This is a genomic window from Neorhizobium sp. DAR64862/K0K3 (assembly GCF_050500185.1).
Classification (GTDB): Bacteria; Pseudomonadota; Alphaproteobacteria; order Rhizobiales; family Rhizobiaceae; genus Neorhizobium; species Neorhizobium soli.
Genome location: NZ_CP191449.1, coordinates 3,201,730 through 3,212,294 on the forward strand (window position 1 = coordinate 3,201,730; position 10,565 = coordinate 3,212,294).

Sequence of the window (10,565 nt, forward strand, 5' to 3'; positions counted from 1 at the left end):
TGAAGGGTTCAGACCGCAGGTTTTCCTGCGGTCCATATTCATCGGCGGGGCTCTACAGCCCCTGTCGGGTATCAGGCGTCGAGCCAGACGCGGGTCGCGACATAGCCGTTCGACATGTCGTTGCCGATGTCCTTGACGTAACCCTGAAGCTTCTTCGACGCCGCATTCACGAAGTCGTTGAACATCGGCAGGATCGTGCCGCCTTCATCGCGCACCAGCACCGCCATCTCGCGGTACATTTCACGGCGTTTGGCTTCATCCAGTTCGCCGCGGGCGGTGATCAGCAGCTTGTCGAACTTCTCGTTCTTGAAGCGGGTGTCGTTCCAGTCGGCGGAAGACAGATAGGCGCCGGAATAGAACTGGTCCTGCGTGGCGCGGCTGCCCCAGTAGGAGGCCGAGAACGGCTGCACGTTCCAGACGTTCGACCAGTAGCCGTCACCCGGCTCGCGCTTGATCTCGATGTCGATACCGGCCTTCTTCGCGCTCTGCTGGAAGAGAACCGACGCATCGACAGCGCCCGGGAAGGCGACTTCCGACGTGCGCAGAAGCACCGAGCCGCTATGGCCTGACTTCTTGAAGTGGAACTTCGCCTTGTCCGGATCGTAGGAGCGTTGCTCGATGCCCTCGGGGAAGAGCGCATAGGTGTCGTTGATCGGGAAGTCGTTGCCGACCTTGCCGTAGCCGCCGAGGATGCGCTTGACCATTTCCTCGCGGTCGATGGACAGTTTCAGGGCCATGCGCAGATCGTTGTTGTCGAACGGCGCCTTGTCGCAATGCATGATGAAAACGTAGTGGCCGCCGCCGGACGTGGTCAGAAGCTGCACGGTTGGGGCGCGGGTCAGAAGCGGCACGGTCTTCGGATCGACGCGGTTGATGAACTGCACCTGCCCGGACGACAAGGCTGCGATACGGGCAGTCGCGTCGTTCATGGTGATGATTTCGACCGTCTCGACATAACCGCGGTCGGAACGCCAGTCGCTGGTGTTCTTCTCGAACGTCATGCGAACGCCAGGCTCGAAGCTCTTCACCTTGTAGGCACCGGTGCCGATGCCGGCGTTCGGCGCGTCGACGCCGCCGTTCGGCTGGATGACGAGATGGTAGTCGGTGAAGATCGCGGGAAGGTCGGCATTGCCGCTATCCAGCGTCACGACCAGATCGCCGCTCTTGTTTTCGATCGACTTGATGGATTTCAGAACGCCGGCTGCACCGGATTCGGTCTTGCTATCGCTGTGGCGCTTCAGGGTCGCGACCACGTCGTCCGTGGTCATCTCCTTGCCGTCGTGGAACTGCACGCCCTTGCGGATCTTGAAGGTCCAGGTCTTGGCGTCGGGTGATGGCGACCAGGATTCGGCAAGCGATGGAACCGGCGCGCGGGTTTCAGGATGGGTTTCGACCAGCGTGTCGCCCCAGGTGCGGACCGCGGTGAACATCACCTGCGAGGTCGCCTTGGCGGGATCGATGCTGTCGGTGGCTGCGCCGCCCTCGAGGCCGAGCTTTAGGTTGCCGCCCTTCTTGGGGGCCTGCGCAGAGGCGCTGGTTGCGTAAAGCTGGCTTGCTGCAGCCAGTGTCACGCCCGCTGCCATGGCGCGGCCCATGAATTCGCGGCGGTTCATGCCACCTGTCGTGACACGGCCAGCGAGGTATTTCGTAATATCGTTCATTTCCCTGTTCCCTTTTATTCGATGCAGTTTTCTGCGTTCTCTATCTGCGCTGTCTCGCCGGGTTTCCTCTTCCACAGCGGTTTGCGCATTATTCCGTCGATCGTGGGAAATGGTTCGGTTGCGGCCGACATAACTTCCTTTCTGATGCAGTCCCCGGCTCTTATCGTGCGAGCTCTATGCCTCGGGAAATAGTCTGCTTAGCGATCGAAGGCCCGTTGAGGCGTGATGGAGATTACGGTCGCGTTGCCGCGTGGGTGAGCCTTCGCTACGACATTAAGTGCCTTCGATGCGACACATTTAGCAACCCCCCATGGGTTGCGAAAATTAGGCGCCTGTCGAAAGGGATGCAAATCCTGCTAATCGCGCGCTATCGCATGGAAAAACGTGCCGGTCACCCTTCCCCGGAAACCGCCCGACGGACCTATTTCGTCGCCTCGACCATCTGCAATCATAGCGAGAGGTTGGTCGGTTCCGGCTTCGATCACTCGAGCATAATGGAATTCGTGGCCCCGCACCACGTCGCCTATTTTACCAATGGCACTTTCTCTCATCAGGCGCGCCTGGCGGTAGCCAAGGTTCATCTTACGCTTGGAAAAGCTCGTGGAATGGGAAAGCAGGCCGGTCATGGTGTGGCTGACGCCGTCGGCATCCTCCAGCCTTTCGCCAAGCACCATGTAACCACCGCATTCGCCGTGAACCGGCTTGGTCTGCGAGAAGGTCTTCAGCCCCGTCTTGAACGTGTCAGCCGCTGCAAGCCGCCCCGCGTGCAGTTCGGGATAACCGCCCGGCAGCCAGCAGACGTCGCAGTCGGCAGGCGGTGCCTCGTCGGCAAGCGGCGAGAAGCGGATGATCTCTGCCCCCATCGCCTGCCATTCCCGCTTGATATGCGGGTAGAGAAAGGTAAAGGCGGCGTCTTCGGCGAGAGCGATCCGCTGTCCCGGCGGAGGCAATGCCTTTTCGGTCGTACCGGATGGGATATCGAACGGACGTGCTGCCTCGAAAATCGCGTCGAGATCCAGCGACTGTTCCATCGCATCGGCCAGCCGATCGATATGCGCGTCCATCTGCGGATGTTCGCTTGCCTGCACGAGGCCGAGATGGCGCTCGGGCAGCGTCAGCGTGGGGTCGCGCAAAATCGTGCCGACAACCGGAAGCCCGATTGCGGAGATGGCGTCGCCCGAGAGTTTTCGGTGGCGCTCACTTCCGGCCCGGTTGAGCACGCAGGCTGCCATCTTCACCGTCGGATCATAATGCATGAAACCGCAGGCGACGGCTGCGGCCGTCTGGCTCTGTCCTGATACGTCGAGCACCAGCAGAACCGGCAGGCCGAACAGGCGGGCGAGATCGGACGCGGCACCTGAGCGACCGGGTTCGCCCAGAATGCCGTCGAAAAGACCCATGGCGCTTTCGATCAGGATAAGGTCCGCATCCTCTGCCTGGCCGCGGGCCAGATGCCGCAGAAGATCGGGGGCCATGGCCCAGCTGTCGAGATTGAGCCCGGGCAGGCGGGTTGCCGCTTCGTGGAAACCGGGATCGATATAATCAGGCCCGGTCTTGATGCCGCGCACCTTGATGCCCCGCCGCTGGAAGGCACGCAAAAGGCCGATGGTGACGCTGGTCTTGCCGGAGCCCGACCGCGGTGCACCGATGATCAGGGCGCGGGCCGTCATGGTGCAGGTCCCGAAAGGACCGCCTGCATATCGACGATCCGGCCGATCACGATCAGCGCCGGCGCCTGGAAATCCTGGCGCTGCACTTCTGCTTCAACGGTCGCAAGCGTCGCAGTCATCGAGCGCTCCAAGGGTGTGGTTGCCGCCATCAGAACCGCGACGGGCGTATCGCCTGCCAATCCGCCCTCCATCAGCAGCCGCGCGATCGTGCCGATCGTGCTCACACCCATATAGACGACGATGGGCTCGCCCGTCTTCGCCAAAGCTTTCCAGTCGAGATCGCCAGGCGTGCCGGCGGCATGTCCGGTTGCCAGCGTGATCGAGCGGCTGATGCCGCGCATCGTCGCCGGAATGTTGGCACAGGCGAGTGCGGCAAGGGCAGAGGTCATGCCGGGCAGAATCCGGAAGGGGATATCGGCCTTCACCAGCGCTTCGGCCTCTTCGCCGCCGCGGCCGAAGATAAACGGGTCGCCGCCCTTCAGACGCAGCACGCGTTTGCCGGATCTTGCGAGTTCGATCAGCCTCGCGGTGATATCGTCCTGCGCCACCGAAGGCTTGCCGCCGCGCTTGCCGACGAAGATCATGTCGCTTGTCTGCGCCAACGCGAGGACGGCGTCCGAGACCAGCGCGTCATGCACGATCACGTCGGCCTTTTGCAGCGCATCGGCGACTTCCAGCGTCAGATAGCGCGGATGACCGGGGCCGGAGCCTGCCAGCCAGACATGGCCGGGCTCGAACTCCGGTGCTTCGACGATGGTTTCGATCAACTCATTCATGGGCATGGAGTGCAAACCTTTTGCCGGCCGGTGAAGGCCGGGCTATAGAAACGACCATGGAAGCCGCCATCGATATTGACAGCAAGACCCTGCGACGTGGCTGGACCACGGGAACCTGCGCTGCGGCGGCCACGAAGGCTGCCTGTCTGGCGCTGATGACAGGCGAATTTCCGGCGCTGGTGGAGGTGACCCTGCCCGGCGGCCAACGGCCGGGTTTTGCGCTGGCCATCGAAGAGGTGGGCGAGGGTTTCGCCAAGGCTGGCATCATCAAGGATGCCGGCGACGACCCAGATGTCACCCATGGCGCGCTGATCATGAGCACGGTGCGGCGCGGGGCGGCGAAGAGCGGCATCACCTTCAAGGCTGGACCAGGCGTCGGTACGGTGACGCGGCCCGGTCTGCCGCTGCCACCCGGCGAACCCTCGATCAACCCGGTGCCGCGGCAGATGATTGCGCAGGCGATAACAGAGGTTGCCGGCGAGGGCGCCGATTTCGAGGTGGAGATTTCGGTACCCGACGGTGAAAAGATCGCCGAGAAGACGCTGAACGGCCGGCTCGGCATCGTCGGCGGAATATCGATCCTCGGTACGACCGGGATCGTCATTCCGTATTCGTGCTCGGCCTGGATCCATTCCATCTGGCGCGGCATCGATGTGGCCCGCGCGGCCGGCCTTGATCACATTTCCGGCGCCACCGGCAATACGTCCGAAAAGGCGGCGCAGGCCTATCATGACCTCTCTGACGTCGCGCTGATCGACATGGGCGATTTCGTCGGCGGCATGCTGAAATATATCCGCAGCCATCCGGTGCCGAAGGTGACGGTTGCCGGCGGCGTCGCCAAGATGACCAAGCTCGCCCAAGGCATGCTCGACGTGCATTCCAAGCGCGGGCTCGCCGATCTCGAAGCGCTTGCCAAGGTTGCGGAAGACGCTGGCGCCGATGCCGATCTCGTTGCGCGGATCATCGCTGCAAACACCGTCGCGCAGGCGTTCGAGATGGCCGGCGCGCGTGGTCTGAAGCTCGGTGACCGCATTGCAGCACTTGCCTGGAAGACCGCCGCAAAGTCGCTCGGCGACCCCAAGATCGCGCTGGAGATCCTGGTGTTCGACCGGCACGGGCAGCTTGCCGGACGAACGGAATTCACGCCGTCCGATCATTCCGGGTCCTTAGCCGCAGAGAGCTGATCCCAGCCGGGGCGGAAGCGCCTTACATAGTCTGCATTGTATAGCTGGCTTTCGACGAAATCCGTCGCTCGCAGCCCTTTGCCGACGAAGATCAGCGCGGTGCGTTCTGCCGGTTCTGCGGCCAGCTTCGCTGCAATATCGGCAAGCGTGCCGGTGATGATGCGCTCTTCCGGCCATGAGGCGCGCACGACGATCGCGACCGGGCAATCGGGACCGTAAAGCGGCGTCAGCTCCTCGACGATCCTGTCGAGTGCATGGATGGCGAGATGGATAGCAAGCGTTGCACCTGTCGCGCCAAAGGCTTTCAGCGTTTCGCCCTCGGGCATTTTCGAGGCGCGGCCGGAGACGCGTGTGAGGACAAGGCTTTGCGCGACCTCGGGAATTGTCAGCTCCCGCCGCAACGCGGCTGCGGCGGCGGCAAACGAGGGGACGCCAGGGGTCAGCGTATAGTCGATGCCGTGCTTTTCCAGCCGGCGGATCTGTTCGGCCACGGCGCTCCAGACCGAAAGATCGCCTGAATGCAGGCGGGCTATATCCTTGCCGGCCTGGTGAGCGGCAACATATTCGGCCTCGATATCGTCAAGCGACAGGGAGCCGGTATCGATTATCCGTGCATCGGCCGGGCAATAGTCCAGCAGTTCCTTCGGCATGATCGAGCCTGCATAGAGGCAGACGGGCGAGCGGCTGAGGATATCGCGGCCACGGACGGTGATCAGATCCGCGGCACCGGGGCCGGCGCCGATGAAGTGGACGGTCATGAATAGTCTTTCGTTTGCGCCAAGGCGCAGGTGGCGCCCTGGGATATCAGCCGCGGCACGATGATTTCGGACCATTCCCCCGCAGCCGCAAGCGCCGCGCCTTCGGAGAGGCTTGATGACGGCGTCTGCGCAAGGCTGTGGCGGGAAACGGTCTTGGTCCGCGGCTCGGCGTCCAGCAAGGCTTGGTCGCTGACGATGTGAAGCGGAATGCCCAGCGTTTCGGCCAGTTGCAGAATCCCCGGTTCCTTCCGCTTGATCTCTCCGGTGGCAAGGGCCGAGATCGATCCCCTGATGATACCGGCCTCGGTGCAGGCCGCATCGAGCGCGGACAAAAGGTCTGCGCGCGTGGTGCCCTTGCGGCAACCCAAACCGGCGACGATCATGGTTCTGTTCCTTTTGTCCAAGTCCACTGCGTGACCGGCATGGCCGGCTTCCAGCCCTGCATCGACCCCACGGGTGAGGCGCGCGAGACATCCATTCGGATGAGGCTACCGCCGAGCGTGGCTTTTGCGGTCAGCAGCACCGCTTCCATCTCCAGCGTCACGGCGTTGGCAACGAGCCTGCCGCCGGATTTCAGCGCTGCAGCGGCCGTCTCGAAGACACCAGGTTCGCTGCCGCCGCCGCCGATGAAGATCGCATCCGGTGGGGGGAGGCCGTTGAGCGCCGACGGTGCTTCGCCCTCGACGACGACGAGGCCCGGCACGCCGAAGCGTGCGGCATTGCGCTTGATGCGGGCGGCTCGCTCGGGATGCGCTTCTATGGCAATCGCCTTCATCGAGGGATCGGCCAGCATCCATTCGATGCCGATCGAGCCGGATCCGGCGCCGATATCCCAGAGCAGCTCGTCGCGGCGGGGCGAAAGAGCCGACAGCGTCAAGGCGCGGATCTCCCGTTTGGTGATCTGACCGTCATGCTCGAACTTGGCATCATCGAGGCCGAAGCCGAGGGGCAGCACGCGCGCCGGACCGTTTGCAGCAACGTCGATCGCGACGACGTTCAGAACATGGATATCCTCCAACGCAAATTCGTCCGCCTGCACCACGCGGATTCGCTCCGCTTGGCCGCCAAGAGCTTCCAGCACGGTCAGCTGCGACAGGCCGAAGCCGCTCTCCGTCAGGAGCGCCGCCAGTTCCGCGGGGCCGCGTTCATCCGAGGTCAGCGCGATCACGCGCCGGCCTGGATGCAGGAGCGGGCGGATGAGATCCAGCGGACGGCCATGCAGCGAAACCGTCTCGATCTCCTGCAGCGGCCAGCCGAGACGGGACGCTGCGAGCGAAAATGCGGACGAGGACGGATAGGAGATGAATTCGTCGGCCGCCACATGGCGTGACAGGGTTGCACCCACGCCGAAGCAGAAGGGATCGCCGGAGGCGAGTACGCAAACCTTGCGGCCACGCAGTGCGACGACATCGCGCATTCCTGGATCGAAGGGCGTCGGCCATGATCGCGCTTCGCCTGTGATGAGGGATGCGGCGAGTTCCAGATGCCGCTTTCCGCCGAACACAAATGCGGCGGCCGCGATCGCGTCGCGGGCATTCTCGCCGAGACCTTCCACGCCATCCTCGCCGATGCCGACGATGGACAGCCAGCGGCTTTGGTTTAAAGCTCTCACTTCTGATTCAGGAGGCAACTTGACTTACTCCATCCTCATTCTGGGCGGCACGACCGAGGCGAAGGCCTTGGCCGGCCGGTTGGCGACCGACCCGGAATACCAGATCCTTGTTTCGCTTGCCGGGCGCACCAAGGCGCCGGCGGAGCAGCCGGTGCCGGTGCGGATCGGCGGGTTCGGCGGTGCGAGAGGCCTCGATGCCTTTATCCGTGAGCAGGGCGTGGATCTGCTGATCGACGCGACGCATCCGTTCGCGGCGCAGATTTCTCGCAATGCCGCTGAAGCCGCGGCGTCCTCGGGTGTCGAAATCCTGGCTTTGCGGCGTCCCGCCTGGTTGCGTCAGGACGGCGATCGCTGGCAGGAGGTCGGCAGTATCGAGGCCGCGGTTGCCGCGCTTGATATCGCCCCGCGCAAGGTTTTCCTGACGCTCGGCCGGCAGGAACTGCTGCCGTTCGAGGTGAGGAAACAGCATGGATACCTGGTGCGCAGCGTCGATCCCGTCGATCCGCCGCTCGACCTGCCGGATGTGAGCTATATCACCGCCCGTGGGCCGTTTTCCGAGGGTGACGAGATCCGGCTGCTCGAGGAGCACGGCATCGACCTGATCGTCTCGAAGAACAGCGGCGGTCGTGCCAGTGTGGCCAAGATCAGCGCTGCACGGCGCCTTGGGATAGACGTCATCCTGATCGACCGGCCAGAGCTGCCGGATGTGCCGTCTGCCACAAGCGTGGACGCGATGGTCGACCGGGTGCGTCACTGTACGCTCTCCCGCAGGAAGCGCGGCGAATAGACGATCGGTCGCTTGCCGGTTCTTTCGATCAACTTGGTCTCGGCCGTGCCGACGATGACGCAGGTTGCCATGTCTGCCATGTCGCCCTTCGCGTCTGCCAAGGGCACGATCCGGATCGCCTCGTCAGGCCTGCCGGCGGCGCGACCGAAGATGACCGGAACCGTGCCCGGCAGGTTGGCGCGCAGGATATCGAATGCTTCATCCAGCTGATGCGGCCGCGCCTTGCTGATCGGATTGTAGAAGGCCATGACGAAGCCGGCCGTTGCCGCGGCGACGAGACGCTTTTCGATAATCGCCCAGGGTTTCAGGTTGTTCGACAGCGAAATCGCGCAGAAATCATGCCCGAGAGGCGCACCCGCCTTGGCGGCAACCGCCAGCATGGCGGTGACCCCCGGAACGATGGATAGATCGATGTCGCGCCATTCTGCCGGACCTTCGTCGATCGCTTCACAGACGGCCGCCGCCATCGCGAAGACGCCCGGGTCTCCACCCGAGACGACGCAGACCTTGCCGCCTTTGGCCGCCATATCGATCGCCGCCTTGGCGCGTGCCAGTTCCTCGCGATTGTCAGAGGCATGGCGGCGTTGGTCCGGTCGCAGGTTCAGCCGGTCGATATAGGGAAAGTAGCCGAAGAAATCGGTTGCAGACGCAACCGCCGACAGCGCTTCCGGGGTAGTCTGGTCCGGACTTCCGGGCCCAAGGCCGACGACCGTCAGCGAGCCCGTCATTCTGCCGCTCCATGATCGGGGCCCGGACGGTTGGTCCATCCGGGAACGAGCACGAGGGAGAAATAGGGCGCCGGGCTTTCGTCGCGGGTTTCCAGCCGCTCCGAGGCGCCGTTGGCCATGGTGCCGCGTTCGACATAGATCGCGCCGGATAGCTTGCCGACTGCAGCCAGCGCCCGGCGGATCTTCGGCAGGTTGCGCCCGACCTTCATGATCACGGCGCCATCGGTATCGGCGAGACGCTCGATCAGCTTTTCCTCGGACAGTGTGCCGGGAAGCACGCTCAGGATATCGTCTCCCTGCACCAGCGGCAGGCCGGTCATCGACCAGCAGCCGGACATCGCGGTGACACCGGCAATCACATCCACCTCGTAGCGATCCTTCAGCCGGACATGCAGATGCATGTAGGACCCGTAAAACAGCGGGTCTCCTTCGCTGAGAACAGCGACGGTCTTACCGGCATTGAGGTAAGCTGCGACTTCTTCGGCCGAACGATCGAAGAAATCGTTGATCGGCGTCTTGTAGTCGGCTTCGTCCTTGTGGGTCTCAACCGTGACCGGATAGACCAGCGGCAGCTCGATCGTGCCCGGGCGGATATGCGCGTCGACAATGGTCCGGCCGTTGCCCGAGGATCCCTTCTTGCAGAAGAAAGCCAGCACATCCGCTTCATTGATGGCACGCACCGCCTTCAGCGTCATCAGTTCCGGATCACCCGGTCCGGTGCCGACGCCGATCAGCTTTCCCTTTGTACTCTCGGGGTTCAAAGGCCTGTCCTCGCCAGCGCGTTGACGGCGGCCGCCGTCATGGCCGAGCCGCCCATGCGGCCGCGGACCACGGCATAGGGAATGCCATGCGTCGATTCCATCAGGGCTTCCTTGGATTCGGCCGCGCCCACGAAGCCGACCGGCATGCCGATGATCGCGGCTGGACGCGGCGCACCGGCATCCAGCAGTTCCAGCAGGTGAAACAGGGCTGTCGGCGCATTGCCGATGGCGACCACCGATCCTTCCATCGCGTCCCAGAGATCCAGTGCCGCTGCCGATCGCGTGTTGCCGATCGTTTTGGCCAGTTCGACCGTGCGACTGTCACGCAGCGTGCATATCACCTCGTTGTCGGCCGGTAGCCTTGCCCGGGTTACCCCCTGCGCCACCATGAACGCGTCGCAATAGATGGGCTTGCCCGCCAGCAGCGCATTGCGGGCTGCAGAAACGAAGTCGTCGGAGAAGCGGAAATGTTCGGCCGCCTCGACCAGGCCGCAGGCGTGGATCATGCGGACTGCGACATCCGCCTGCTCTTCCGAAAATGCGGAAAGGTCGGCTTCCTCGCGTATGATCGCAAAGGACTTCAGATAGATCGCATCGCCTTCGTGGATATAGTCGTAACTGGTCATGG

General features: G+C 63.4%; 11 protein-coding genes. 2 read left to right on the top strand and 9 right to left on the bottom strand.

Translation table 11 applies throughout. The features are described 5' to 3' along the window. Positions 1–71 precede the first annotated feature (71 nt). The 3 genes from ACQY1L_RS15520 to cobA form a co-directional block, all read right to left on the bottom strand. Entirely contained in the window at positions 72–1,661 is a 1,590-nt protein-coding gene (locus tag ACQY1L_RS15520; protein ID WP_062463547.1) for an ABC transporter substrate-binding protein, read from the bottom strand. Positions 1,662–2,017: 356 nt separating this feature from the next. Next, positions 2,018–3,331: a cobyrinate a,c-diamide synthase gene (locus tag ACQY1L_RS15525; RefSeq protein ID WP_430241634.1), complete on the bottom strand. Its 1,314-nt coding sequence runs from the start codon at positions 3,329–3,331 to the stop codon at positions 2,018–2,020. Continuing rightward, positions 3,328–4,113: a uroporphyrinogen-III C-methyltransferase gene (cobA, locus tag ACQY1L_RS15530; protein ID WP_430241636.1), complete on the bottom strand. Its 786-nt coding sequence runs from the start codon at positions 4,111–4,113 to the stop codon at positions 3,328–3,330. The genes ACQY1L_RS15525 and cobA overlap by 4 nt, the downstream gene beginning before the upstream one ends. 62 nt (positions 4,114–4,175) lie before the next feature. Here cobA and ACQY1L_RS15535 point away from each other — a divergent pair, with 62 nt between their 5' ends. Further along, on the top strand, positions 4,176–5,291 hold the full coding sequence (locus ACQY1L_RS15535; RefSeq protein WP_430243998.1) for a cobalt-precorrin-5B (C(1))-methyltransferase: 1,116 nt from the start codon (positions 4,176–4,178) through the stop codon (positions 5,289–5,291). Here ACQY1L_RS15535 and cobM read toward each other — a convergent pair. The 3 genes from cobM to cbiE are packed head-to-tail and all read right to left on the bottom strand — an operon-like array spanning position 5,261 to position 7,679. Beyond that, positions 5,261–6,049 (bottom strand): precorrin-4 C(11)-methyltransferase, encoded by a 789-nt coding sequence (gene cobM, locus ACQY1L_RS15540; RefSeq protein WP_430241637.1) that lies wholly within the window; start codon positions 6,047–6,049, stop codon positions 5,261–5,263. The genes ACQY1L_RS15535 and cobM overlap by 31 nt on opposite strands. Next, positions 6,046–6,432, bottom strand: a complete 387-nt coding sequence (locus tag ACQY1L_RS15545; protein ID WP_430241639.1) for a cobalamin biosynthesis protein — start codon at positions 6,430–6,432, stop codon at positions 6,046–6,048. The genes cobM and ACQY1L_RS15545 overlap by 4 nt, the downstream gene beginning before the upstream one ends. Continuing rightward, on the bottom strand, positions 6,429–7,679 hold the full coding sequence (gene cbiE / locus ACQY1L_RS15550) for a precorrin-6y C5,15-methyltransferase (decarboxylating) subunit CbiE (RefSeq protein WP_430241641.1): 1,251 nt from the start codon (positions 7,677–7,679) through the stop codon (positions 6,429–6,431). The genes ACQY1L_RS15545 and cbiE overlap by 4 nt, the downstream gene beginning before the upstream one ends. A gap of 1 nt (position 7,680) precedes the next feature. Here cbiE and ACQY1L_RS15555 point away from each other — a divergent pair, with 1 nt between their 5' ends. Beyond that, positions 7,681–8,448 carry a cobalt-precorrin-6A reductase gene (locus ACQY1L_RS15555; protein ID WP_430241643.1) on the top strand — a complete coding sequence of 256 codons (768 nt, stop codon included), beginning with the start codon at positions 7,681–7,683 and terminating at the stop codon, positions 8,446–8,448. Here ACQY1L_RS15555 and ACQY1L_RS15560 read toward each other — a convergent pair. Genes ACQY1L_RS15560 through ACQY1L_RS15570 form a run of 3 tightly spaced genes read right to left on the bottom strand, consistent with a single transcriptional unit; the run spans position 8,412 to position 10,563 of the window. Further along, entirely contained in the window at positions 8,412–9,176 is a 765-nt protein-coding gene (locus tag ACQY1L_RS15560; RefSeq protein ID WP_430241645.1) for a precorrin-3B C(17)-methyltransferase, read from the bottom strand. The genes ACQY1L_RS15555 and ACQY1L_RS15560 overlap by 37 nt on opposite strands. Next, on the bottom strand, positions 9,173–9,937 hold the full coding sequence (locus tag ACQY1L_RS15565) for a precorrin-2 C(20)-methyltransferase (RefSeq protein ID WP_430241647.1): 765 nt from the start codon (positions 9,935–9,937) through the stop codon (positions 9,173–9,175). The genes ACQY1L_RS15560 and ACQY1L_RS15565 overlap by 4 nt, the downstream gene beginning before the upstream one ends. Then, positions 9,934–10,563 (bottom strand): precorrin-8X methylmutase, encoded by a 630-nt coding sequence (locus tag ACQY1L_RS15570; protein ID WP_430241649.1) that lies wholly within the window; start codon positions 10,561–10,563, stop codon positions 9,934–9,936. The genes ACQY1L_RS15565 and ACQY1L_RS15570 overlap by 4 nt, the downstream gene beginning before the upstream one ends. Between the last annotated feature and the right edge of the window lie 2 nt (positions 10,564–10,565).

Coding starts and splice junctions, on each gene's coding strand:
- ACQY1L_RS15545 (WP_430241639.1), bottom strand. CDS start 6,432: ATGATCGTCGCCGGTTTGGGTTGCCGCAAGGGCACCACGCGCGCAGAC.
- ACQY1L_RS15520 (WP_062463547.1), bottom strand. CDS start 1,661: ATGAACGATATTACGAAATACCTCGCTGGCCGTGTCACGACAGGTGGC.
- cobM (WP_430241637.1), bottom strand. CDS start 6,049: ATGACCGTCCACTTCATCGGCGCCGGCCCCGGTGCCGCGGATCTGATC.
- ACQY1L_RS15570 (WP_430241649.1), bottom strand. CDS start 10,563: ATGACCAGTTACGACTATATCCACGAAGGCGATGCGATCTATCTGAAG.
- ACQY1L_RS15560 (WP_430241645.1), bottom strand. CDS start 9,176: ATGACGGGCTCGCTGACGGTCGTCGGCCTTGGGCCCGGAAGTCCGGAC.
- ACQY1L_RS15525 (WP_430241634.1), bottom strand. CDS start 3,331: ATGACGGCCCGCGCCCTGATCATCGGTGCACCGCGGTCGGGCTCCGGC.
- cobA (WP_430241636.1), bottom strand. CDS start 4,113: ATGCCCATGAATGAGTTGATCGAAACCATCGTCGAAGCACCGGAGTTC.